The sequence below is a fragment of the Pseudomonas sp. FP603 genome, from assembly GCF_030687415.1.
In the GTDB taxonomy this organism is placed as follows: Bacteria; Pseudomonadota; Gammaproteobacteria; order Pseudomonadales; family Pseudomonadaceae; genus Aquipseudomonas; species Aquipseudomonas wuhanensis.
Map to the genome: position 1 here is coordinate 2031973 of NZ_CP117431.1, position 23451 is coordinate 2055423.

General features: G+C 59.4%; 22 protein-coding genes and 1 pseudogene. 5 read left to right on the top strand and 18 right to left on the bottom strand.

The window, feature by feature from the left end; translation table 11 throughout:
• Positions 1-299: 299 nt before the first annotated feature.
• Entirely contained in the window at positions 300-1013 is a 714-nt protein-coding gene (locus PSH65_RS09320) for a UTRA domain-containing protein (protein ID WP_123360108.1), read from the top strand.
• A 7-nt stretch (positions 1014-1020) separates the two neighbouring features.
• Here PSH65_RS09320 and PSH65_RS09325 read toward each other — a convergent pair whose 3' ends face one another.
• From PSH65_RS09325 to minC, 7 genes are all read right to left on the bottom strand, one after another.
• A complete protein-coding gene (locus PSH65_RS09325) occupies positions 1021-3171 on the bottom strand; it encodes a mechanosensitive ion channel family protein (RefSeq protein ID WP_305425937.1) in 2151 nt (716 codons plus the stop codon).
• Between the two features lie 73 nt (positions 3172-3244).
• A complete protein-coding gene (locus PSH65_RS09330; RefSeq protein ID WP_167344810.1) occupies positions 3245-3421 on the bottom strand; it encodes a hypothetical protein in 177 nt (58 codons plus the stop codon).
• A gap of 112 nt (positions 3422-3533) precedes the next feature.
• Positions 3534-4823, bottom strand: coding sequence for a M18 family aminopeptidase (locus tag PSH65_RS09335; protein ID WP_007898846.1), 1290 nt, complete (start codon positions 4821-4823; stop codon positions 3534-3536).
• A gap of 210 nt (positions 4824-5033) precedes the next feature.
• Complete coding sequence (locus tag PSH65_RS09340) at positions 5034-5669, bottom strand: RluA family pseudouridine synthase (RefSeq protein WP_030131660.1); 636 nt, start codon at positions 5667-5669, stop codon at positions 5034-5036.
• 91 nt (positions 5670-5760) lie between these two features.
• Positions 5761-6015, bottom strand: coding sequence for a cell division topological specificity factor MinE (gene minE, locus PSH65_RS09345; RefSeq protein WP_007940845.1), 255 nt, complete (start codon positions 6013-6015; stop codon positions 5761-5763).
• Positions 6015-6827, bottom strand: a complete 813-nt coding sequence (gene minD, locus PSH65_RS09350) for a septum site-determining protein MinD (RefSeq protein ID WP_007940844.1) — start codon at positions 6825-6827, stop codon at positions 6015-6017. Before minD ends, minE begins: the two co-directional genes overlap by 1 nt.
• Before the next feature lie 201 nt (positions 6828-7028).
• Complete coding sequence (minC, locus tag PSH65_RS09355) at positions 7029-7766, bottom strand: septum site-determining protein MinC (RefSeq protein ID WP_305425939.1); 738 nt, start codon at positions 7764-7766, stop codon at positions 7029-7031.
• Between the two features lie 118 nt (positions 7767-7884).
• Here minC and PSH65_RS09360 point away from each other — a divergent pair, with 118 nt between their 5' ends.
• Together PSH65_RS09360 and PSH65_RS09365 are read left to right on the top strand one after the other, a co-directional pair.
• Positions 7885-8817, top strand: coding sequence for a lipid A biosynthesis lauroyl acyltransferase (locus PSH65_RS09360; protein WP_305425940.1), 933 nt, complete (start codon positions 7885-7887; stop codon positions 8815-8817).
• Between the two features lie 35 nt (positions 8818-8852).
• Positions 8853-10025, top strand: coding sequence for a patatin-like phospholipase family protein (locus PSH65_RS09365; protein ID WP_305425941.1), 1173 nt, complete (start codon positions 8853-8855; stop codon positions 10023-10025).
• A gap of 117 nt (positions 10026-10142) precedes the next feature.
• Here PSH65_RS09365 and PSH65_RS09370 read toward each other — a convergent pair whose 3' ends face one another.
• The 8 genes and pseudogenes from PSH65_RS09370 to puuE all read right to left on the bottom strand — a co-directional run bounded on the left by PSH65_RS09370 (position 10143) and on the right by puuE (position 18282).
• Positions 10143-10928, bottom strand: coding sequence for an outer membrane protein OmpK (locus PSH65_RS09370; RefSeq protein ID WP_305425942.1), 786 nt, complete (start codon positions 10926-10928; stop codon positions 10143-10145).
• A gap of 376 nt (positions 10929-11304) precedes the next feature.
• Positions 11305-12090, bottom strand: a complete 786-nt coding sequence (locus PSH65_RS09375; RefSeq protein WP_305425943.1) for an outer membrane protein OmpK — start codon at positions 12088-12090, stop codon at positions 11305-11307.
• A 141-nt stretch (positions 12091-12231) separates the two neighbouring features.
• Positions 12232-13606, bottom strand: a pseudogene (locus PSH65_RS09380) (nucleobase:cation symporter-2 family protein).
• 166 nt (positions 13607-13772) lie between these two features.
• Complete coding sequence (locus PSH65_RS09385) at positions 13773-15077, bottom strand: urate hydroxylase PuuD (RefSeq protein WP_305425944.1); 1305 nt, start codon at positions 15075-15077, stop codon at positions 13773-13775.
• A 50-nt stretch (positions 15078-15127) separates the two neighbouring features.
• Positions 15128-15631: an ureidoglycolate lyase gene (locus PSH65_RS09390; RefSeq protein WP_305425945.1), complete on the bottom strand. Its 504-nt coding sequence runs from the start codon at positions 15629-15631 to the stop codon at positions 15128-15130.
• A gap of 126 nt (positions 15632-15757) precedes the next feature.
• Positions 15758-16753, bottom strand: coding sequence for an allantoicase (alc, locus tag PSH65_RS09395; RefSeq protein WP_305425946.1), 996 nt, complete (start codon positions 16751-16753; stop codon positions 15758-15760).
• 90 nt (positions 16754-16843) lie between these two features.
• On the bottom strand, positions 16844-17359 hold the full coding sequence (gene uraD / locus PSH65_RS09400) for a 2-oxo-4-hydroxy-4-carboxy-5-ureidoimidazoline decarboxylase (protein WP_305425947.1): 516 nt from the start codon (positions 17357-17359) through the stop codon (positions 16844-16846).
• Complete coding sequence (puuE, locus tag PSH65_RS09405; protein ID WP_258616035.1) at positions 17356-18282, bottom strand: allantoinase PuuE; 927 nt, start codon at positions 18280-18282, stop codon at positions 17356-17358. Before puuE ends, uraD begins: the two co-directional genes overlap by 4 nt.
• A gap of 435 nt (positions 18283-18717) precedes the next feature.
• On the opposite strand from puuE, the gene uraH reads away from it, so the two are divergent.
• Entirely contained in the window at positions 18718-19071 is a 354-nt protein-coding gene (uraH, locus tag PSH65_RS09410) for a hydroxyisourate hydrolase (protein WP_007898824.1), read from the top strand.
• A gap of 199 nt (positions 19072-19270) precedes the next feature.
• Here the strand turns inward: uraH and PSH65_RS09415 are convergent, their stop codons facing one another.
• The 3 genes from PSH65_RS09415 to PSH65_RS09425 all read right to left on the bottom strand — a co-directional run bounded on the left by PSH65_RS09415 (position 19271) and on the right by PSH65_RS09425 (position 22085).
• Positions 19271-19897, bottom strand: coding sequence for a LysE family translocator (locus PSH65_RS09415; RefSeq protein WP_305425948.1), 627 nt, complete (start codon positions 19895-19897; stop codon positions 19271-19273).
• A gap of 72 nt (positions 19898-19969) precedes the next feature.
• Positions 19970-21319, bottom strand: a complete 1350-nt coding sequence (locus tag PSH65_RS09420; protein ID WP_370694682.1) for an NCS2 family permease — start codon at positions 21317-21319, stop codon at positions 19970-19972.
• Positions 21320-21638: 319 nt separating this feature from the next.
• Positions 21639-22085 carry a MarR family winged helix-turn-helix transcriptional regulator gene (locus tag PSH65_RS09425; RefSeq protein ID WP_305425950.1) on the bottom strand — a complete coding sequence of 149 codons (447 nt, stop codon included), beginning with the start codon at positions 22083-22085 and terminating at the stop codon, positions 21639-21641.
• Between the two features lie 81 nt (positions 22086-22166).
• On the opposite strand from PSH65_RS09425, the gene PSH65_RS09430 reads away from it, so the two are divergent.
• Positions 22167-23333, top strand: a complete 1167-nt coding sequence (locus tag PSH65_RS09430; protein ID WP_305425951.1) for a PLP-dependent aminotransferase family protein — start codon at positions 22167-22169, stop codon at positions 23331-23333.
• Positions 23334-23451 lie beyond the last annotated feature (118 nt).

Consider the following 23451-nt stretch of genomic DNA (forward strand, 5'->3'; position numbering starts at 1 on the left):
AGGTCAGCAATACCTGAGCCAATTTAGGCGGGTTGGATGACATTTTGATGTCGACGACCGGTCGGCCTGAATTTTCTGCGCTCGGATACGCGGGGTGCGAGATAAGCGTAGACCATGGCTAAAGAGCTGATATGAAAGGGACTTGGCCATGAAATTGCAGGTGTCTGACGCAACCGTTCGGCGGCTTTGTCATCTGCCAGTCATGTGCAGTGCCTAGGCTTGCAGGCAGTTGAAGGAACCGATTTGAATCACGGTTCTGCCCTGAATCAGTGCTGGTCTAGTCCAGATAGGTAACGTTGATGCGCATCGAGACAACCAAAGCGGTGACAGCCATCGGGCAGGTTCTGCAGGAACAGCTCGACCACGGCTTGTTGGCGCCCGGGAGCAAGTTGCCGGCAGAGCGCAAGCTCAGTGAGTTGTTCGGTACCACGCGGATCACCGTGCGTGAGGCTTTATTGCAGCTGGAGGCCCAGGGCCAGATTTATCGCGAGGAGCGACGCGGCTGGTTCGTGTCACCACCGCGACTGGCTTATAACCTGATGCAGCGCAGCCACTTTCACGCGATGGTCAGTGCGCAGGGGCGAGTACCGTCCACCGAGGTAATTTCGGCACGGTTGCAGCCAGCGTCGGCGGCGGTATGCGCCTGGCTGCAGTTGCCGGCGCTGTCGAGCGTGATTCAGATCTGCCGCTCGCGACGGATTGACGGGCGATTGGTGCTGTATGTGGAGCACTACCTGAACCCGCAGTTTTTCCCGGGGATTCTGGACTTCGATCTGAATCAGTCGATGACCGAACTGTATGCGCGGCATTACGACTTGCATTACGGGCGGGTGCGCTTCGAGATTGTGCCGACCGCGCTGTCGGTGGACGCCGCGGCGGCGTTACGGGTGTCGGTGGGCAGCCCGGGGTTGCGGATTGCCCGGGTCAATTACGATCAGCACCAGCGGCTGATCGATTGTGACCTGGAGTTTTGGCGCCATGATGCGATTCATGTCGGGGTGGATGTGGTTTGAACCCCACCTACGCAGATTGTTCGCCACCGGGGGTGATCACCTGAATGCTCATGCGCGGTGTCGCCAGATCCAGCCCGGCCTCATCCAGATGCCGCTTCAGCGATAAATTGAATGCCCGGGACACTTCCCACTGCTTGATCGGCGCAGTCTTGAAGCGGGCGCGAAGAATCGCATTGCCTGACTCGAAACTTTCGACCCCCTGGATCTCCAGCGGCGACCAGATGTTGCGCCGTTGCAGCGGGTCGGTGCGCATTTTCTGGCCGACGTCGCGCATCAGCTTGATTGCCTCGTCGATGTCCATGTTCGAGGGCACCGCCACCCGGAAGATCGCGTAGCCGAATTCCCGGGAGTAGTTCTTGATGCTTTTGATTTCGCTGAACGGAATGGTGTGGACGATGCCGTCGATGTCCCGCAGGCGCACGGTGCGAATGGTCAGGCCTTCGACCGTGCCCAGGTGGCCGCCGACGTCCACGTAGTCGTCGATGGCCAGGGAGTCTTCGATGATGATGAACAGCCCGGTGATCAAGTCGGCCACCAGCGATTGCGCGCCGAAACCGATGGCCAGGCCGATGACACCGGCACCGGCCAGCAGCGGCGTGACGTTCATGCCCATGTTCGCCAGGGCGACGATCAGCGCAATGATGAAAATCGCCACGAACAGCACGTTGCGGATCAGCGGCATCATCGTCTGTGCGCGGGCATTGGCCTGGCCTTTGCGCGAGCGGGTGAGGGCGTGGTGCACGGCGGTGTCGCTGAGAATCCAGATCAGCCAGGCAAAAATCAGCGTGCCACCGAGGCTGAACAGTTTGACGCTGACTTCATGGCCTTCGCCTTCGGTGAAGCGGATCAGCGACATACCCCAGACCCGCAGGCCGAGTTCGATAAATGCCAGCCACACCAGCAGATGGGCGAGGGTGTAGAAGAAGCTTTTCAGGCGATCCGAATACAGCGCATGGCGCTTGGGGCCGCGCTGTGGCTTGAGTGAATGACGGCGCACCAACCCGTTGATGACCATGCACAACACCAGCAGCACGGTACAGATCAGCGATTGACGCAAGGCAGTGCTGGTATCGCCGGCGGAGACAAAGGTGGCGAACAGCGAGATGCCCACCAGCACCAACGCAGGCAGATACCAAAAGGTGCCGAGAATTTCGATTGTGTCGCTCAAGGCTCGGCGAGTCAGGCGTCGGGACAGTGGCTGGTTGCGGATCAGGTGTGCGATGGGCCGACGGAAACGCAGAATGAAAAACCCTGTGAAGATCGCCGCCAGCACATTTGCAAATGTCGCAGCGGTGTGTGCCAGGTGGCTGCCGAGGCTGGCGATCAGGCGTGGGTCGTTCAGGGCTTCACCAAAGGCGGCGAAACTGCCGATCAGCCACAACGGGCGAAAGGCCTGATGCCGCAGGATGTACAGGGCGCGATGGCGATGCGGGCCATCGAGTACGGAAAACGCAATCACGCAGATCGCCGAGAAACAGGTGCCGACCACCAGCGCATAGGCCAGCACCATGGCCAGGCTTTTGCCCAATGACGAAGGCAGGGCGTAGGTCATGTAAACCGTCATGACCAAGGCAATCAACCATGGCCCGAGTTTGCGCAAGGCGAAGCGCAGCATGTCCAGCGCCTTGGGGTGTTGCGGTAATTCTTCGGTGAGGCCAAAGCGCATGCGTACCCGGTGCCCGAGCCAGATCAGAGCGGCGGCCAGCAGGCTCCAGACCATCAGAATTACAGCGAACGCGAAGATGATCGGCAGCCATTCACTGGCGGGCAGCAGCAGCGCCGCCAGTTCATCCTTGGCCAGATCGACCTCTTCGGACCAGCGATTGAGCGGGCTGTCGGCACCGGAAAATTGCTTTTCGAAACCGGCCAGCGTGCCGCCGATCAGCCCCAGCACACCTTCTTCAGTGGTCGGCTGAGCCTTTTGGGTGGCATCGCGAAGTTTTTTCAGGTCCGTCAGCAGCTGGGTGCGCTGCTGATCGTTTTCCAGAGACTTGATGACTTCGTCCAGCGATTGCCCCAGCGGCTCTTGTGCTTGCGGCTGGGTTTTCGCCGAGCCGAGCAGCCCCGGCAAACCGACCGCCTGGGCAGGTGCCATCGGCAGCACTGTCATCAGGCAGACAAGGAACAAACACGGCAGGGCAAAAAGACGAGCGAACACGGTCAACCTCGGATGAGCGAATCGGCCGAGTGTACGAGCCCGTCAAAATCAATGCGAGCCGGGGCGCGAGATTTTATTCGTTGAGTTTGGCGAGGATCTTGTAGATCACGGTGGCGAGGATCATCAGCATGCCAACCCACATCGCGAACACACCAACGTTCTTGTCGCGAAAGTTGAAGCCGATGGCCAGCATGATCATCCCGGAAAGAATCGGGATCAGCATGGAGTGGAACGAAGACATCGAAATCATGGTGACAGCCTTGTCGGGGAGGGGTATTGCAAGTCTAGGCGGCTTTCGGGCGAGCGGAGGTGATGAAGATCATCGTGGCGAGGGAGCAAGCTCCCTCGCCACAAAAGCAGGACTACGGCAATTCGCGGCAGGCGTAGAACGCGCTCAGCACTTTGACCAGGTGCGCCAGGTCATGGCTGCCGCACAGCTCGCGGATCGAGTGCATGGCGAACGTCGGCAGGCCGATGTCCACGGTACGCACACCCAGGTGGCTGGCGGTGATCGGGCCGATGGTCGAGCCGCAACCCATGTCGCTGCGCACCACGAAGCTCTGCACCGGTACTTCTTCGGCCATGCACAAATGGCGGAAGAACCCGGCGGTTTCGCTGTTGGTGGCGTAGCGCTGGTTGCTGTTGACCTTGATTACGGGGCCGGCGTTGAGCTTCGGGCCGTGGTTGGCGTCGTGCTTGTCGGCGTAGTTCGGGTGCACGCCGTGGGCGTTGTCGGCCGAGACCAGCAGGGATTTCTGAATGGTCCGTACGAATTCATCGCCTTCGGGCAACAGACGGCGCAGGGTTTGCTCAAGCATCGGACCGTCGGCGCCACAGGCCGAGCAGGAACCGACTTCTTCATGATCGTTGCAGACCAGCACGCAGGTTTCGTCGGTTTCAGTCGTCAGCAATGCTTGCAGGCCGGCGTAGCACGACAGCAAGTTATCAAGGCGCGCACCCGCAATGAAGTCGCCATGCAGGCCGATGACCGCGGCGCTTTGGGTGTCGTAGAAGCTCAGCTCGTAATCGAGCACCACATCGGCGTTCAGGCCATGTTCGCGGGCCAGTTGGTCGGTGAGCACGGCGCGGAAGTCCACGCGCTCGTCACCGGCGAATTGCGCGAGAATCGGCGGCAGTTCGGTCTGGGCATTGATCGCCCAGCCCATGTTGGCTTCACGGTTGAGGTGGATGGCCAGGTTCGGAATGATCGCGATCGGTGCCTTGAAGTCGATCAACTGGCTCTCGACCTTGCCATCACGGCGGAACGTCACGCGGCCGGCCAGAGACAGGTCACGGTCGAACCACGGCGCCAGCAGTGCACCGCCATAGACTTCGACGCCCAGTTGCCAGAAGCCTTGGCGTTGCAATTCTGGTTGGGGTTTGACCCGCAGGCACGGGCTATCGGTGTGCGCGCCGACCAGACGGATGCCGCCGTGCAGGGGCGAATGACGGCCCATTTTGAACGCGACGATCGAAGAGTCGTTACGGGTGACGTAGTAACGACCGTTGGCTTCGGTGGTCCAGGGCTCGCGCTCGTCGAGGCGCATAAAACCGGCCGCTTCCAGACGCTGAACTAGGCTGGCGGTGGCATGGAACGGGGTAGGGGAGGCCTTGAGGAAGTCGATCAGGCCTTGGTTCAACTCTTCGCGCATAAGAAGCTCCAGACAGCAGTGGCGCCAGTTTAACGTATTGGTCACAGAATTGGCGGCGGGCTGCTGCGGGTGCTACGAGTTTACGTCTTCAATAGAACCCTGTGGGAGCGGGCTTGCCCGCGATGGCGGCGGGTCAGGCAACATCGATGCTGGCTGTGCCGACTTCATCGCGGGCAAGCCCGCTCCCACAGTTTTTATCCCATTGGCCAGTCAGAACGGTGCCGGGCACTCGAAGCGCAGGCGTTCGCCCGTCTGGGGATGAGTGAAGCTGAGCATGCTCGCGTGCAGGCACAAGCGTGGCCAGGCAGCCAGTGCTTGCTCATGGGCGTAGAGCCCGTCACCCAACAATGGGTGACCTATCGACAGCATATGCACACGCAACTGGTGAGAGCGGCCGGTGATCGGCGTCAGTTCGACGCGGCACCAGTCGCCACAACGCTCCAGCACTCGCCAGAAGGTCAAGGCGTGCTTGCCGAACTCATGGTCCACCACATGGCGTGGCTTGGTCGGCGGGTCATAGCGCAGGGGAAGATCGATGCTGCCACTGTCCAGTTCCGGTTGTCCCCAGCACAGGGCGGTGTAGGCCTTTTCGGTTTCTCGATCGTGAAATTGCCGAGACAGCTCGCGATGAGTGTCCGGGTCACGGGCCAACAGAATGATGCCGGAAGTTTCCCAGTCCAGCCGATGGACAATTCGTGCTTCCGGGTAGCCGTTTTCTTGCAGGCGCGTAATCAGGCAGTCCTTGTTGTCATCGGCCCGGCCGGGGACGGAGAGCAACAGGGTCGGTTTGTCCACCACCAGTACGGCGGCGTCCTGATGGATGATGCGGATGTTGGACAGCGGCATTAAAACAGCCTCGTAACAAACGCCAACGGCGGCTCAGGCCCCCTCCAGTCATGGAAGGGCCCTGAGCCGCCGTGGCTCCCGCCGGATCGACTCAGCGATCTGGCAGGGTGATATTGAGTTCCAGGATCGAGCAGCTGCCCTGGTTTTCCAGAGCGACGTGCACGTCATCGGACCCGATATTGACGTACTTGCGGATCACTTCCACCAGTTCCTTCTGCAAGGCTGGCAGGTAATCCGGTGTACTGCGCTGGCCGCGTTCATGCGCCACGATGATCTGTAGACGCTCTTTCGCTACCGAGGCGGTACTGGGCTTTTTGTTGGCACGAAAGAAGTCAAAAAGGTTCATTACCTACCTCCAAAAAGTCGCTCGAAGAATCCCTTCTTCTCGACATCGAGGAAACGATGGTCCACGGTCTTGCCCAACAGACGATCGACAGCATCGCTGTACGCCTGGCCGGCGTCGCTCTGGTCGTCGAGAATCACCGGCACGCCCTGGTTGGAGGCCTTGAGGACGGCTTGCGATTCTGGAATCACGCCCAGCAGGGTCACCGCGAGGATTTCCTTGACGTCTTCGACGCCGAGCATTTCGCCGTTGACGACGCGCGTAGGGTTGTAGCGGGTCAGCAACAGGTGTTCCTTGATCGGGTCTTCGCCGTTTTCGGCGCGACGGGACTTGCTGGCCAGCAGGCCCAGCATGCGGTCCGAGTCACGTACGGAGGAGACTTCCGGGTTGGTCACGACGATCGCTTCATCGGCGAAGTACATGGCCAGGTGGGCACCTTTTTCGATACCGGCCGGGGAGTCGCAGACCACGAATTCGAAGTCTTCTTTCAACTGCATCAGGACTTTTTCTACGCCTTCCTGGGTCAGCGCGTCTTTGTCGCGAGTTTGACTGGCGGCCAGTACGTAGAGATTTTCCAGACGCTTGTCTTTGATCAGGGCCTGTTGCAGGTTGGCTTCGCCGTTCACTACGTTGACGAAGTCATACACCACGCGGCGCTCGCAACCCATGATCAGGTCGAGGTTACGCAGGCCGACGTCGAAGTCGACGATGACTGTTTTGTGACCACGCAGAGCGAGGCCGGTACCGATAGCGGCGCTGGTGGTGGTCTTACCCACACCACCCTTGCCGGATGTAACCACGAGAATCTTGGCCAAGGTGTTTTACCCCTAAGGAAAAAGGACGTTTAGCCCCTGAAAAACATCTCTTGAAAAACTACTGCAGTCGGACAGCCTTGGCTGGAATCCGGTTCTGAGCGGCGCTTACCCCCGGTAAACACTGCTTTTAGCCTTTTTCCTACTTCGTTTGAGCCGTTTTCGCTACGTTTTAGAGATGCTTGGAAAATGCGGCAGTATCCGTTAAAGCCGAATGATGTTCAACACGTCACCCGACAGGCTGACTTGTACGCCCGCGCCCCACAATGGATCGCGACGCAGGTCTTCGGAAACCTTGTAGTGACCGGCGATGGAGACCAGTTCAGCGGTCATTTGCTGACAGAAAATCCTGGCTTTCGTGTCACCTTTGACGCCGGCCAAGACACGACCGCGCATCGCGCCGTATACATGGATGTTCCCATCGGCGAGAAGTTCCGCCCCCGGGCTGACCGACGAAATCACCACCAAATCGCAACCCTGGGCATAAATCTGCTGGCCGCCGCGTACTGGCGACGTGATGATTTTGGTTGGTTTGATGGTCGGTTCCGGTGGTTTTTCCGGTTTTTTCACAACAGTGCCTTCGTGCGGGTCGAGCGGTCGCTCACGGGCGCCAGACGGCGGCAGCACCGGCAGATCGACCGCGATAGCGGCGGCAATGTCTTCGATGCGGCTGGCACGGATCGCCAGGGTGCGCAGGCCATGCTGGCGGCAGATGCGCATCAGCCCCGGCAGATCAACCGAGCCTTCACTGGCTGGAAGTTTGTCCAGGGCCAGGACCAGCGGCGCGTTGCTAAAGAAGTTGGGCGCTTGGGCGACCTTGGCGGCCAGTTGCCGATCAAGGCTCTCAAGGTCGTTACGGGCCAATTCCAGCACCGTAATGGCGAGCATGCTGCCCTTCAACTGGAACACGGGATCTTGGTCTAGCGGTTCGGTTTGGCTCATGGTCGGCATACAACGGCTTGTCACTAAAAGTGCCGAGACTTATAACGAGAACGCCCGCGGGCCGCAAGCCGGGTCGAACGATGTAGAATGCGCGGCCACTGTCTTGACGGAACCTTTAATGGATCGCCCGCGTTTTCGAACAGCATTTCTTTCTCCGCGTTTCTGGCCGCTGTGGTGTGGCTTGGGGCTGTTGTGGCTGATTGTGCAGTTGCCGTATCCGGCGTTGCTGGCGATCGGTCGCGCCCTGGGTGCATTGATGTACCGGGTGGCCGGCGACCGACGGCGCATTGCCAAGCGCAACCTTGAGCTGTGTTTCCCTGAAAAATCCGCTGCCGAGCGCAAGCGCCTGCTCAAGGAGAACTTCGCGTCCACCGGCATCGCCTTCTTCGAGATGGCCATGAGCTGGTGGTGGTCGCGCAAGCGTCTGGCGAAACTGGCCCATGTCGAAGGCCTGGAGCATTTGAAGCAGGCCCAGACCCAGGGCAAGGGCGTGATTCTGATGGCGGTGCATTTCACCACGCTGGAAATCGGCGCGGCGCTGCTCGGTCAGCAACACACCATCGATGGCATGTATCGCGAACACAAGAATCCGCTGTTCGACTACATCCAGCGTCGTGGCCGCGAGCGGCATAACCTCGACTCGCTGGCGGTGGAGCGCGATGACGTGCGCGGCATGCTCAAACTGCTGCGGGCAGGCCGAGCGATCTGGTACGCACCGGATCAGGACTACGGCGCCAAGCAAAGTATCTTCGTTCCACTGTTCGGGATTCAGGCGGCGACTGTTACCGCCACCAGTAAATTCGCCCGGCTGGGCAAGGCGCTGGTCGTACCGTTCACTCAGCAACGTCTGGCTGACGGCAGTGGTTATCGGTTGGTGATTCATGCGCCGCTCGAGGGCTTTCCCGGCGAGACGGAAGAGGCTGACTGCATTCGAATCAACCAGTGGGTCGAGAGTGCTCTGCGCGAATGTCCGGAGCAATACCTCTGGGCACATCGCCGCTTCAAGAGCCGTCCACCGGGCGAACCGAAGCTGTACGCCAAACGCGGTTGAGTCACCGATGCCTTTAAGCGCCATGGAGTGTTGCGATGAGTTCTGCTGAACCGGTTACAGGGTTGATACTTTCCGGCGGCGGGGCTCGGGCGGCTTATCAGGTGGGTGTGCTGGCGGCGATTGCCGAGCTGCTGCCGGTGGGGGCGGCGAATCCGTTTCCGGTGATCGTCGGCACCTCCGCCGGCGCGATCAACGCGGTCAGCCTGGCCAGTGGGGCGATGGACTTTCGCGGCGCAATTGAGCGTCTGACCGCCTTCTGGCAAGGTTTTCGCAGCCATCTGGTGTTGCGCAGCGACTGGCCGGGAGTGATCCATCAAGCCACCCGTTTTGTCAGTCACAATCTGATGGGGATTGGCGCTCCGGTGCCAGTGGCCCTGCTCAACAGCTCTCCGCTACGCGGTTTACTCAACGATAAACTGCACATGTCCGGGATTGCCGAGGCCATCGCGCAAAAGCAATTGAAGGCGGTGGCAGTCACGGCGTTTGGCTATGAGTCCGGTCAGGCCGTCACGTTTTATCAGGGCGGCGGCACCATTGAGTCCTGGTTGCGCCATCGGCGAATCGGCGTGCCGACCCAGCTGACTGTCGACCATCTGCTCGCCAGTTCCGCGATTCCATTGCTGTTCGCACCGGTAAAAATCGGCGAAGAATATTTCGGCGATGGCGCGGTGCGTCAATCGGCACCGATCAGCCCGGCCCTGCACCTGGGCGCCAGTCGCGTGCTGGTGGTGGGCGTCAGCGGCAACCCGCGCGGGATCGATCCGCAACAGCCGCTGCAACGTGCCTACACCGGTCAGCAGCCGACCCTGGCGCAAGTCGGTGGGCACCTGCTCAACAGTACGTTCATTGACAGCCTGGAAAGTGACATCGAGTTGTTGCAGCGTCTGAATCAGTTCAGCCATCTGCTGCCCGACGGCACGCCGAGTCGTGCATTGGGAGCAGCGCCGGTGGATGTGCTGGTGATTTCGCCGAGTCAGCCGATCGATGAAATTGCAGCGCGGCATCGGCAGGAGTTACCGGCGGCCTTGCGTCTGTTTTTGCGCGGGCCGGGGGCGACCAAGACCAGCGGGGCGGGGGTGCTGAGTTATTTGCTGTTCGAGGCGGGGTATTGCAGCGAGTTGATCGATCTGGGGCGGCGCGATGCGTTGGCCAAGCGGGATGAGTTGTGCCGGTTTCTGGGGTTGGTGGAGCCTGCTGTTCCGGCTTGAATCGGCGGTGCGGCTATCGCGGGCAAGCCACGCTCCCACAGGTTTTGTGTCGTTCACCGATGATGTGAACGACACAAAACCTGTGGGAGCGTGGCTTGCCCGCAATGCTTTTTGCGATTAGAAGTGGAACTTCACCAGGAAGCTCGTGTTGCTTTGATCGGTCTTGAAGTACTGGCTGTCCTTGATCCCGTACTTGTCTGACCAGTAGTCGTATTCGACGCCGACGTACAACTGCTTCTCGCCAATGTTCAGGGCTTTGCCCAAGTCGTATTTGACTTGTGGGTTGAAGTGCAGGTTGGCGTGGTAGTCGCCTTTGGAGTTCGAGTCATTGTCGACCACCCAGTCCATGAAACCATCGATCAGGATGTTCGAATCGCCCACGGGAATGGTGTAGGACCAGACCGGGGTGATCTGCCAGACATTGTCACCCGGGCGGCTGCCTTCGGTGTGACGCTGGTAGAAGTTCAGCTGGAAGTAGTCGAACCCGGGAATCGCCAGGTCGAAACCAGGACCGATCAGGTAGGACTCGGTATCGCCCTCACCGAACTCGTACGTCATGGCCAGCAGCACGTCTTTGACCGGGCCGAATTCGATCTTCTGGTCGAGGACCTTGCCCAGTGAAATACGTGGCTGGAACTCCCCGTAATAGGTGTTTGGGCCGGCGTTGAAGTCTTTTTCGCCGTTGTAGAAGATCTTGTCGAGGAAGAAGAAGTTATCCCCGTATTTCCAGGCATCGGCGTGCTCGAAGGTGACGGTTTGCTGAATGCGCGGGTTGACCTGGAAGTCCTTGCCATAGAGGTAGGTCAGGCTGTTGTTCTGCCATTGCAGCAAGTCGCCGGCCATTGCCTGGCCCCCGGCCAGCAAGGATCCCGCAAGCATAAGGCTGGTGCACGTACGTTTCATTCGGTTGCTCCCAAAAAGTAGGTGGTTCCACGTTATTTTTTTAAGGTCGGCGCTCTGGTGTGGCGCCTTTTTTCTTGTCGCTGAAAAAATTATCCATTCGGTCAGCTTTAGTGCTGTTAGCAAGAGCTGAGCCAAGGCTTTTAAAAAGCAAAAAAACTCCCGTTCGGCGGCTCAAGAGCAGTCGATTGAGAGTGGCTTTGGAGTGCCTTGGTACCGTCCAGCGCCGGGATAAGTTGGCTTTCTGGTCAGGAATTAAATCCGGGCTTTTTTTTAGACCAGATTCGGGCGGCCGCGGAGAATACTGACTCCTTGGCCAGGTCTCAAGTGCCCCGCAACAGCGCACCAACGACAGGTTTGGAGCACGGTTGCGGATCATCTAGAAATGCACCTTCACCAGCAGGCTGGTGGTGTTCTCGTTAGTGTCGAAGTTGGCGTTGTTTTCGATGCCGTATTTGTCTTTCCAGTAGCTGTATTCGACGCCGACGTACACCTGTTTCTCCCGCCAGCCCAAGGCCTTCCCCAGGTCATATTTGATCTGCGGGTTCAAGTGCAGGTTGGCGTGGTAGGTGCCATGTGAGTTCTGGTCGTTATCCACGACCCAGTCGATGTAGCCGTCGATCAACAGGTTCGAGCTGCCCAATGGCAGGGTGTAAGACCAGGCCGGCGTGATTTGCCAGACATCGTCGCCGGGACGCGAGCCTTCGGCCTGGCGAAAGTAGAAGTTCAAGGTGAAAAAATTGAAGCCCGGTACCGAGAGGTCGAAACCGGGGCCGATCAGATAGGCCTCAGTGTCGTCTTCGCCATTCTCGTAAGTCATGGCCAGCAACACGTCCTTGATCGGGCCGAATTCGAAACGGCGGTCGACGATTTTGCCGAAAGACAGGCGTGGACTGAACTCGCCGTAATAGGCGTGAACGCCTTTGTTCCGGTCTTTCTCACCGTTGTAGTAAGTGCTGTCGACGAACAGGAAGTTGTCGCCGTACTTCCAGCGGTCGGCGTGCTCAAAGGTTATCGTCTGCTGGATCGACGGGTTGACCGCGAAATCCTTGCCATACAGATAGCTCAGGCTGTTGGTCTGCCACAGCAGCAAATCCCCGGCCATGACTTGACTGGCGGCCAATAAGCCACTGCCCAACAGCATGTTTGTCTGTGTCCGAATCATCTGTTGCTCCCTCTTGTTTTTATTGTTTGAGGCGCAGGCAGCCGCTGACTGCGACCATGCGTGAGCCGGCCTGCCTGTCATGCGTGTATGACTTACGGGTAAATCGGTGAAGGGGCGGCCATTGCACCGCCCGTCATGGAATCAATGCGGGTGGGCGTGGCAGTCGTTGACGGTTGCGCGTTCGTGGCCGCCAAGAATGTTGAACAACAGGTTCAACGCCAGGGCGCTCAGCGTGGCCATGGCTATGCCGCTGTGGGTGATCGGGCTCATCCACATCGGCAGGTGCGCGAAAAATTCCGGGCGCACCACCGGGATCAGCCCCATGCCGATGCTCACCGCCACCAGCAATTGGTTGCGGCGGTCACCGATGTCGGCTTCCTGAAGAATCTTGATCCCGGTGGCGGCGACCATGCCGAACATCGCAATCGCCGCGCCACCCAGTACCGCCGGTGGAATCGATGCCACCAGGAACGCCGCTTTCGGCAACAGGCTCAGTACGATCAGCAAACCGCCGGCGACGATGGTCACTGAACGGCAGCGCACGCCGGTCATCTGCACCGCCGGTCATCTGCACCAGGCCGATGTTCTGGGCGAAAGAGGAGTGGGTGAAGGTGTTGAAGAAACCGGCGAAAAACGAAGCGCCGGCATCACAGAGCAAGCCGCGACGCAGCATCCGTGGTGTGACGTCCTGCCCCGTGATTTTGCCCAGCGCCAGGAACATCCCGGTGGACTCGACGAAGATGATCACCACCACCAGGCACATCGAAAGGATCGGTGCGAGGTGGAATTGCGGCATGCCGAAATGCAGTGGCGTGACGATCTGCAGCCACGGCGCCTGGGCCATGCCGTTGAGGTCGACCATGCCGATCACGCCGCAGATGACATAGCCCAGGCACATACCGATCAGCACCGAAATGTTGACCCAGAAACCACGCATGAAGCGATGGACCAACAGAATCGTAGCCAATACCAATGCAGCGATGGCCAGGTAAACAGGCGAACCGAATTGAGCCGCGTCAGCACCGCCACCGGCCCAATTCACGGCCACGGGGAACAGCGACAAACCGATCGAGGTGATGACGGTGCCGGTCACCAGCGGCGGGAAGAAGCGCACGACTTTAGACATGAAAGGGGCGATGAGCATGCCGAAGAAACCGGCGGCGATGGTCGCGCCGAAGATCCCTTGCAGGCCGATGCCAGGCATCCCGGCCATGGCCACCATGCTGCCGACCGCGGCGAAACTGGCGCCCATCATCACCGGCATGCGAATGCCCATCGGGCCGATGCCCAGCGACTGGACGATGGTGGCGATGCCAGCCACCAGCAAGTCGGCGTTGATCAGGAAGGCGATTTCTTCACGGCTCAGCCCTGCGGCCTGCCCGATGATCAGCGGCACCGCGATGGCTCCGCCGTACATCAGTAGAACGTGTTGCAGACCGACCAGGATCAGTTGCAAAAGGGGTAAACGCTGAATGGCGGGTGCGTCGGGGATGCGGGCTTCGGATAGCTCGGACATGCAACACCTCGGATCTTTTTTATTCTTGTGATTTACAGCCGCAGTGCTGCTGGCAGCTGTTTTCTAATCAGGTGGACCGCGTTGCGGCCAATCGCAGGCAAGCCAGCTCCCACACAGGCAATGCAAACCCTGTGGGAGCGAGGCTTGCCCGCGAAGCTTTTGCTACTTATTGGGTTTGGGCCCCCTGCACAATCCACGCACCAATCAAGTCACGCTCCTGCTGGGTCATCTGGGTGATGTTGCCCAGTGGCATGATCTGGCTGGCAACAGCCTGGGCCTGGATGCGCGGGGCCTGGAGCTTGATCTGCTCGGGGGTATCGAACATCACGCCCGCCGGCGCCGCGCTGAACAGCGGGCTGGTGGGTTTGGCCGAATGGCAGACCGTGCAGCGCTCCTGGATCACGTCGTGCACCTTGTCGAAGGCAGGACCGGCATTTGATGCCTGGGCGGGTGCAGTTTCAGGGGCCGCCGCCGGTGCAGCTTCAGCCGGTTTCTTGCCGCCGCCCAGGGCGGTTTCCGGCAGCGGCTGGTACTCGATGGTCCCAGGTGCCTTGGCCACTTCAGGGGCACTGGACATCGGCGCCGGCCCGGTCACGTAGGCCAGGCAGATCATGCCGACCGCCGCAGCGGGCAGGGTCCAGGCAAACTTGTGGCTGTCATGACGGGTGTTGAAGTAGTGACGCACCAACACCGCCAGCACCGCGATCCCGGCCAGGATCAGCCAGTTGTATTGGCTGCCGTAGGTGCTCGGGAAGTGGTTGCTGATCATGATGAACAGCACCGGCAAGGTGAAGTAGTTGTTGTGCCGCGAGCGCAGCAAGCCTTTGGCCGGCAGCGCCGGATCGGGCGTGCGGTTCTCGGCAATCGCTGCCACCAAGGCGCGCTGCGCTGGCATGATGATGCGGAACACGTTGCCGACCATGATGGTGCCGATGATCGCGCCGACGTGCAGGTACGCACCACGACCGCTGAACACTTTGCTGAAGCCGTAAGCAGCGCCAATGATCAGCACAAACAGGATGAAGCCTAGCAGGGCAGGGCGCTTGCCCAGGGCCGAGTCGCAGAGGAAGGAGTAGACAAACCATCCGACGAACAGCGACCCGATGCCCAGCAGAACACCTTCAGGGCCGGTCAGGCTGCTGCCTGGAGCGAGCAGGTACAGCGTCGGGTTGGAGTAGAACACCACGCACAGCAGCGCGACCCCCGACAGCCAGGTGAAGTAGGCTTCCCATTTGAACCAGTGCAGGTTGTCCGGCATGGTCGGTGGAGCCAGTTTGTATTTTTCCAGATGGTAGATACCGCCGCCGTGGATCGCCCACAAATCGCCCGCCAGCCCGTTTTTCGGGTTGACCCGGTTGAGGTTGTTTTCCAGCCAGACGAAATAGAACGACGCGCCGATCCAGGCCACGCCAGTGATCATGTGAACCCAGCGCACGCTCAGGTTCAGCCATTCCAACAGATGTGCTTCCACAGTCTTTACCTCTCGCCTGTCACTCTGTCGTCGAGTGATCAGACCTTCTCTTATTGGTGGGGGGCGAGGATCAAACGCTCATCCTCTTTGAAAAAATGCTCATCGCAGTTATTGCCTGTGCCACTGCGATCAACCACCAGGAAGTCATCCCGCTTTTCGATCGTCAGCACCGGATGGTGCCAAACGCCGCGATGGTAATTAATGCCCTGCCTGCCGTTGGTGACGAAGGCGCGGACCAAGCCTGATACAGGTACATCGCCAAGTGGCGCGACCACGATCAGAAAGGGGTTGCCGAGCAGCGGAATGAAAGCCTGGCTGCCCAGCGGGTGACGCTCCAGCATGCAGATGGTCAGCGGCATGTCCTGCGCGTCGGCGCGGAAGATGCTGATGATCGCCTTGTCCTCTGGCGTGGCGGTTTCGACCACAGCCAGTTTGTGAAAGCGCATGGTCGAACCGTTGTTGATCATGAAGTGATCGCTGCCGTCGGTTTCGATCACGTCACCGAAAGGGGCGAAGGCTTCTTTGGTCAGCGGTTCAATCGTCAATGTGCGCATGCTGGTCTTCTTATCCAAATTCTGTGTTGTTTGTTCTATCGCCATCGCGGGCAAGCCCGCTCCCACAGGTTTTGTGAACGCCACAATTCCTTGTGGGAGCGGGCTTGCCCGCGATTGGGGCGACGCTTATTTAACGACCTTGCCGAGGACTCGCAGGCGGCTCACACCACCATCCGGGAACACGTTCAGGCGGATGTGGGTGATCGGGCCCAATGCCTTGATCTGCTCGGCGAAGGTGTGTTCGGCGTGCATTTCCAGCTTCTGGCTTGGCAGCAGTTCGCGCCAGAACAGCGATTGGGTTTCGATCTGGCTGTCGGTGCCGCCCTTCACGAATGCACCCTGGATCGAACAGGTGTCCGGGTAGTTGCCCTTGAAGTGCAGGGTGTCGACGATGACTTTCTCGATCTCGCCCGCATGGCCCAGCGCGACGATCACCCAGTCATTGCCCGGCGTACGACGACGTGCGGTTTCCCAGCCGTCGCCCATGTTGATGCCACGGCCCGGGTTGAGGATGTTGCTCATGCGGCCGAAGTGTTCGTCGGAGCAGGCGAGGGCGCGACCGCCGTTCAGGGCTGCAGCCAGGTCGACTTGTTCGTTGTCGCCAACGGCCGACCAGTCGCGGAACGGAATGCCGTACACGCGCAGACGGGCCACGCCGCCATCCGGGTAGATGTTGAAGCGCAGATGGCTGAACGGCTGGTCATTGTTGATTTCGTGGTAGTGGTGGCTGTTGCCTTGCAACTCGACGGCCGACAGCACTTCAGTCCACTGGGTGTTTTCGTCCGGCTCGCCCGAGGACAGGAAGCAGGCTTCCAGGGAGGCCGATGGCGGGTAGTTGCCGGTGAAGAATGAAGTGTCGATGTCCACGCCTTTGATCGAGCCCGGTACGCCCAGGCGGATCACCGCGCTGTCGTAGCCTTCGAAGCGCTTGCGGCGCGACTCCCAGCCGTCCATCCACTTGCCGTTGTCATCGAACACGCCCTCTTTCCACACGGCTGGGGTCGGTTGGAACAGACGGTTGGCGTCTGCGAACCAGTCATCGGTGACCGAGATGATTTTGGTGCCCAGACGGGCGTCGGCCAGGTTGACGAACTTCTCGAAAGGTACGGCGTAAGCTTTCATTCTTCTTGTCTGCCTTTAATAAGTTGGCTTGGGATGCTTGCAGGGCCCTGGGCTCGTTCTGCGTTCGGGAACTTGCTCGGGCCAAGATCGCTATAGGGTCAGTAATCGGAACAGGGCAATCTTGTTGATCTCCGCCAGCGCGCATTTGAATTCGGTGTCGACCGAGTTGTGAATGCGCGTTTCGAACGCTGCGAGGATCTGATGCCGGTTGCTGCCTTTTACCGCCATGATGAAGGGAAACTTGAACTTGGCTTTGTAGGCGTCGTTCAGCTCGGTGAAGCGCTGGAACTCTTCGGCCGTGCATTGGTGAATACCCGCGCCAGACTGTTCTTCAGTGCTGGCTGCGGTAAGCTGGCCCTGGACGGCGGCTTTGCCGGCCAGGTCCGGGTGAGCGTTGATCAAGGCCAATTGGCTGTCGTGATCAGCGCTCAACAGGATGTCGCTCATGCGCTGGTGCAGGGTTTCGATCTCGTCGATCGAAGCGTCCTGGCCCAGGTCGAAGGCCTTCTCGGCCACCCATGGCGAATGTTCGTAGATGTCGGCGAAGGCGGCGACAAACGCGTCGCGGCTCAGGGTCGATGGCTTCAGGGTTTGGAAGTGGCTCATTTCGCGGCCCCTTGATACGGGTGGGTTTGGTGCCAGTGGCGAGCGATGTCGACGCGACGGCTGAACCACACCTGTTCATGACTTTTAGCGTATTCGATAAAGCGTTTGAGCGAGGCCAGACGCGCCGGACGGCCGATCAGGCGGCAGTGCAGGCCGATCGACAACATCTTCGGTGCTTCGGCGCCTTCGGCGTACAGCACATCGAACGCGTCTTTCAGGTATTCAAAGAAATCGTCGCCCTTGTTGAAGCCTTGGACCTGGGTGAAGCGCATGTCATTGGTGTCCAGGGTGTAGGGGATCACCAGGTGCGGCTTGCCAGTCGGGTTATTCGGTTCCCAGTAGGGCAGGTCGTCGTCGTAAGTGTCGCAGTCGTAGAGGAATCCGCCTTCTTCCATCACCAGTCGACGGGTGTTCGGGCCAGTGCGGCCGGTATACCAGCCCAGTGGGCGCTCGCCGGTGATTTCGGTGAGGATGCGGATCGCTTCGAGCATGTGCTCGCGTTCCTGCGCTTCGTCCATGTACTGGTAGTCGATCCAGCGGTAGCCGTGGCTGCAGATCTCGTGGCCGGCATCGACCATGGCGCGGATCACGTCCGGGTGGCGCTGGGCGGCCATGGCCACGGCGAAGATGGTCAGCGGAATGTCGAATTCCTTGAACAGTTTCAGAATCCGCCAGACGCCGGCGCGGCTGCCATACTCGTAAAGGGATTCCATGCTCATGTTGCGCTCGCCTTGCAGCGGCTGCGCGGAAACCATTTCCGAGAGGAAAGCTTCGGACTCTTTATCGCCGTGCAGGATATTGCGCTCGCCACCTTCCTCGTAATTGAGCACGAAGGACAGCGCGATGCGGGCATTGCCCGGCCAGTGTGGGTGAGGAGGGTTACTGCCGTAACCGATCAGGTCGCGTGGATAGTCAGCGCTCACTGCAGTCTTCCTTCTTGTTCGTGTCGACTTGGTCAAAGTCAGGGTGTGTGTGGCGGCCTGGTGATGAGAGGGCAGGCTGGCGTCACAGCGATGAGGTGATTGTATACAACTTTATGTTCACTTTGTAAGCCTGATTTTTTGCATTTTTTACTGACTGCCCGCTTTGCAGCGTACTGCAAGAAACCTGCCTGAGTGGTCAGCTAATGGATGGAAGGTCCGCTGATCTCATGGTTCGGCACAAGATTGACTGGCAAACCCCTCATGACGGCAGTAGCGATAAAAATGTCGTTTTTATTGTGTACAATTTTTTTGAAAAATGTCTTAATCAGTCGCTCGCCGCAGCTTTTCGTGCTCCGAAACGGTGCGGTCTCCTTTTCAACTGACTTCGGGAGGCGCGAGGTCTGACTGCTCCACGCAGGCAGGCGCGCAGAATCAATGGGACGTTTGACTACACACGTTTTGGACGCTGCACACGGTTGCCCGGGCAGTTCGATCAAGGTCGAGTTGTACCGCGTTGAAGGTTCGCAGCTGGAATTGGTCGCCACTGCGCTCACCAACAGCGATGGCCGTGTCGATTCGCCGCTGCTGCAAGGGGATGACTATCGGTCCGGGGTCTATCAGCTTCAGTTTCACGCGGGCGATTACTACCGCGCCCGTGGGGTTCAGTTGCCTGAGCCTGCGTTCCTGGATGTGGTGGTGCTGCGTTTCGGCATCTCTGCGGAACAGGATCACTACCATGTGCCGTTGTTGATTTCGCCGTACAGTTATTCCACGTATCGAGGCAGTTGATCCCCCAAGCAGCTGCCTCCTCCGAGAAGCGACTGCGCATATAGCTTCTTTGGTCTTTCGCCCGCTCACACTGCGGGCTTTTTTTGCCTTTAGAAATGTGCTGACGGGTCTGGCGCCATCGCGGGCAAGCCCGCTCCCACAGTGAACTGTTGCGTTCACAGGACCTGTGGGAGCGGGCTTGCCCGCGAAGCTCTTGCTTTTAACGGCTCAACAACGATGCCGTACCAGCCCCGCTAAACAACCCCGCACTCACCCGATTAAACCAGCTCTGCCCCTTGCCGCTACGCAAATACCGCGCCGCGCCATGAGCCCCCAGCCCATAAGCCAGCTTGCACAGCAAATCCAGCACGGTCCAGGTGACAATCATCACCAGCAACTGCGGCAGGAACGGTTGCTCGGCACTCAAAAACTGCGGCAGGAAAGCGGCGAAGAACAAAATGTCTTTCGGATTACTCGCGCCGAGCATGAACGCGCGCCCGAACAGTGCGCGAAAGCGTGGCACCGGCGCAGCCTGGGGCACTTCGGCGCCTTGGGATGGCTGACGCGATTGCTGCCAGCTCTGCCAGGCGAGGTAGAACAGGTACAGCGCACCGACGATTTTCAGGGCGCTGAACAGCTGTTCCGACGCCAGCAACAATGCGCCCAAGCCAAGCGCCGAAGCACTGAGCAGGCAGATCGACGCAATCACGCCTCCCAGAAATGCCGGGTAAGAACGGCGTAAGCCGTAATTCAGACTGTTGCTGATCATCAGCAAAGACAGTGGCCCCGGGATCAGGATTACCACCAGCGCAGCGCCGCTGAACAGCAGCCAGGTTTCCAGACTCATCACTTTCCTCCCTATGCACAAAAGCCCCACCCGACGGGGTGAGGCTGGTTTGAAACGCGTACCGCGTGACGCTTACAAGAAAATGAACTTGGCGATGAAGATCGCGCAGAGCACCCACAGGCTGACGGAAATTTCCTTGTACTTACCGGTGCCGGCCTTCAGCGCCACGTAGGTGATGAAGCCCAGCGCGATGCCGTCGGCGACCGAGAAGGTCAGCGGCATCATGATCGCGGTAACGATCGCCGGGATGCTGTCGGTCGCTTCGTCCCATTCGATGTGCGCCATGCCGCCCATCATCAGCATCGCCACATAAATCAGCGCACCGGCGGTGGCGTAAGCGGGGATCATGCCAGCCAGCGGTGCAAAAAACATTGCGGCAATAAATAGCACACCTACGGTCACAGCGGTAAGACCAGTCCGACCACCCGCCGCTACGCCAGCAGCACTTTCCACGTAGCTGGTCACCGGCGGAACGCCGACCACCGCACCGAACACGCTGGAGGCACTGTCGGCTTTGAGGGCGCGGGAAAGGTTTTCGATCTTGCCGTCGGCGTTCACCAGGCCGGCGCGCTGTGCGACACCCATCAAGGTGCCGGCCGTGTCGAACATGTGCACGAAGAGGAAGGCCAGCACCACGCTGATCATGCTGATGTTGAACACGCCGGCGACGTCCATGGCCATCCAGGTCGGCGCCAGGCTCGGCGGGGCGGACATGATGCCCCCGTAGTTCACCAGGCCCAGGCCCCAACCGGCCAGGGTCACGGTAATAATGCTGATGAGAATCGCGCCGAATACTTTGTGGTAGCTCAGGACCGCAATCATCAAGAAGCAGATGGCCGCCAGTAGAGGGCCAGGTTCACGCAGGGAGCCGAGCTTGATCAGAGTGGCCGGGCTATCGACGACGATACCCGCGGTTTTCAAACCGATCAGCCCCAGAAACAGGCCCACACCGGCGCCCATGGCAAAGCGCAAACTCACTGGAATGCTATTGAGCAGCCATTCACGAATCCGGGAAAAGGTCAGGAACATGAACAACACACCGGAGACGAACACCGCACCGAGCGCGGTTTCCCAGTTGTAGCCCATGGTGCCGACCACGGTGTAGGTGAAGAACGCGTTCAGGCCCATGCCCGGCGCCAGCCCGACCGGCCAGTTGGCGTACAGCCCCATCAGCAGGCAACCCAGCGCGGCGGCGATGCAGGTGGCGACGAACGCCGCACCGTGGTCGATGCCGGCATCGGCCATGATGTTCGGGTTGACGAAGATGATGTAAGCCATGGTGATGAAGGTTGTCAGACCGGCAATCAGCTCGGTCTTCACCGTGGTGCCGTGCAAGCTGAGTTTGAAGATGCGCTCCAGCCAGCCATTGCGTAATGGCGGCGAGAGATCCAGCGTCGAGGCTTCGGATTTGCGGCTTTCCACAGCGAGTACTCCTCAAGAGTTTTATTGTTATTTCCAGGGCCGGACCCATGAGGGTGGCAGCGACCCTTTGAGGTGCTTGCGAATTTGTTGACCTGTTGGTCAGGAACTCGCACGAAACGAATTATGCTTTTGTATACAAATAAAGCAAATAATGTTTTTGATTTTGTAGACGAAAAGTTTGGCAATAGGGATATATCGACAAGAAGGTCGCCTTCGCGGGCAAGCCTCACTCCCGCAGGTGAGCGCATTCCCCTGTGGGAGCGTGGCTTGCCCGCGATAGCTTTAGATCAGTCGATACACATGTCGCGGGTAGAGCGGTTCAGTCAGCTGCCACCTGACTTTTCCCCATCGCGAGGTTCACCGCCAACCACCCATTCACCGCCGTCTCCCCAGCCTCGGCAAACACCCGCTCCAGCAATTTCACCTGCTCGCGCCGTAGCGACTGCTCGAACCGCGCGCCATCGTCGGTCAGTTCCAGCAACCGCTTACGTTTATCGGTTTCGGACGCGACGCTGTTTACCAAATGCATTTCCACCAATTGGCGAAGCGGAATGTTCAGCGCCTGCTTGCTCACGCCCAGTAACGCCAGCAATTCCTTGACACTGAGGGCAGGGTAGCGGGCGATGAAAAACACAATGCGTTGGTGCACCCGGCTTAAGCCGCGACGCTCGAGCATTTCGTCGGCCTTGGCGGTGAACGCCTGGTAACCGAAGAAAAACGCTTCCATGGCTTGTTGCTGAGTGCTGGGGTTTTTAAGGTCAAGCATATTGACGTATCCGCTCGGTCTGTCGTAATTTCGGTCAACCAGTTTGACTCATTTTTCTCAGGCCTCGCTACCGGTGACCCCATGGCTTTTTCCGAACGTGTCTCGCGCCTTAAAAGTTCTTTGATCCGTGAAATCCTCGCCGCCGCCCAGCGTCCGGAAGTGATGTCGTTCGCCGGCGGCTTGCCGGCTGAAGCCATGCTGCCGAAAGTCGAATGGGCCGACATGCCGCTATCCATGGGGCAATACGGCATGAGTGAAGGCGAGCCGGCGCTGCGTGAGGCGCTGGCGGCCGAAGCCCGAGCGTTGGGCGTGCCGTGCGAGGCGAGTCAGGTGCTGGTGGTCAGCGGTTCCCAGCAAACCCTCGATCTGGCGGCCAAGCTGTACATCGACAAAGGCACCGAGATCCTGCTTGAAGCGCCGACTTACCTGGCAGCGTTGCAGATCTTCCAATTGTTCGGCGCCAACTGCATCACCGTCCCACAGGAAGCCGATGGCCCGAACCTGGCGCAATTGCGCAGCCGCCTGGAAAAACACAAACCAGCGTTCATTTACCTGATTCCGACGTTTCAGAACCCATCGGCGGTGCGCTACAGCGAGGCCAAGCGCGATGCAGTGGCGGCGTTGCTCGACGAGTTCGGCGTGACCCTGATCGAAGACGAACCCTACCGCGAACTGACCTTCGACGGCGGCAGTGCCACGCCCATTGTCAGTCGCTTGAACAAGGCCAGCTGGATCTACACCGGCACCGTGTCGAAAACCCTGTTGCCGGGCCTGCGGGTCGGTTACCTGATCGCCAGCCCAGACCTGTTTCCGCACTTGCTGCGGCTCAAGCAATCGGCCGATCTGCACACCAACCGCATCGGGCAGTGGCAAGCGCTGCAATGGATCGGCACCGAAAAATACCAGCAGCACCTGAGTGAGTTGCGTGACTTCTATCGGGTTCGTCGGGATGCGTTTCAGTCGGGATTGGAAATGCACTTTTCCGATCTAGCGGAGTGGAACGTGCCGCAGGGTGGGTTGTTTTTCTGGCTGACGCTCAAGCAGCCGCTGGATACGCGCACGCTGCTCAAGGCTGCGCTGGCGGCGGATGTGGCGTTTATGCCGGGCGAGCCATTTTTTCCTGAGCCGGACAAGAACCCCGGTCATCTGCGGCTGAACTTCAGCCACATCGACCCGGCGCGGCTGGACGAAGGGCTCAAGCGATTGGCGACGGTGGTGCGTCAGGCACAGGCGGCAGAAGCGGCTTGAGAGGATGCAGAAACAAATAAACCGGCGTATGGGCCGGTTTATTTTTGTCTGAGGTTTGTGGTGGCTGGTCTGGCCTCATCGCGGGCAAGCCCGCTCCCACAGTGGATCTGTTTTAAAC

Coding starts and splice junctions, on each gene's coding strand:
- PSH65_RS09320 (WP_123360108.1), top strand. CDS start 300: ATGCGCATCGAGACAACCAAAGCGGTGACAGCCATCGGGCAGGTTCTG.
- PSH65_RS09330 (WP_167344810.1), bottom strand. CDS start 3,421: ATGATTTCGATGTCTTCGTTCCACTCCATGCTGATCCCGATTCTTTCC.
- PSH65_RS09335 (WP_007898846.1), bottom strand. CDS start 4,823: ATGCGCGAAGAGTTGAACCAAGGCCTGATCGACTTCCTCAAGGCCTCC.
- PSH65_RS09340 (WP_030131660.1), bottom strand. CDS start 5,669: ATGCCGCTGTCCAACATCCGCATCATCCATCAGGACGCCGCCGTACTG.
- minE (WP_007940845.1), bottom strand. CDS start 6,015: ATGAACCTTTTTGACTTCTTTCGTGCCAACAAAAAGCCCAGTACCGCC.
- minC (WP_305425939.1), bottom strand. CDS start 7,766: ATGAGCCAAACCGAACCGCTAGACCAAGATCCCGTGTTCCAGTTGAAG.
- PSH65_RS09360 (WP_305425940.1), top strand. CDS start 7,885: ATGGATCGCCCGCGTTTTCGAACAGCATTTCTTTCTCCGCGTTTCTGG.
- PSH65_RS09365 (WP_305425941.1), top strand. CDS start 8,853: ATGAGTTCTGCTGAACCGGTTACAGGGTTGATACTTTCCGGCGGCGGG.
- PSH65_RS09370 (WP_305425942.1), bottom strand. CDS start 10,928: ATGAAACGTACGTGCACCAGCCTTATGCTTGCGGGATCCTTGCTGGCC.
- PSH65_RS09375 (WP_305425943.1), bottom strand. CDS start 12,090: ATGATTCGGACACAGACAAACATGCTGTTGGGCAGTGGCTTATTGGCC.
- PSH65_RS09390 (WP_305425945.1), bottom strand. CDS start 15,631: ATGCGCACATTGACGATTGAACCGCTGACCAAAGAAGCCTTCGCCCCT.
- alc (WP_305425946.1), bottom strand. CDS start 16,753: ATGAAAGCTTACGCCGTACCTTTCGAGAAGTTCGTCAACCTGGCCGAC.
- uraD (WP_305425947.1), bottom strand. CDS start 17,359: ATGAGCCACTTCCAAACCCTGAAGCCATCGACCCTGAGCCGCGACGCG.
- uraH (WP_007898824.1), top strand. CDS start 18,718: ATGGGACGTTTGACTACACACGTTTTGGACGCTGCACACGGTTGCCCG.
- PSH65_RS09415 (WP_305425948.1), bottom strand. CDS start 19,897: ATGAGTCTGGAAACCTGGCTGCTGTTCAGCGGCGCTGCGCTGGTGGTA.
- PSH65_RS09425 (WP_305425950.1), bottom strand. CDS start 22,085: ATGCTTGACCTTAAAAACCCCAGCACTCAGCAACAAGCCATGGAAGCG.
- PSH65_RS09430 (WP_305425951.1), top strand. CDS start 22,167: ATGGCTTTTTCCGAACGTGTCTCGCGCCTTAAAAGTTCTTTGATCCGT.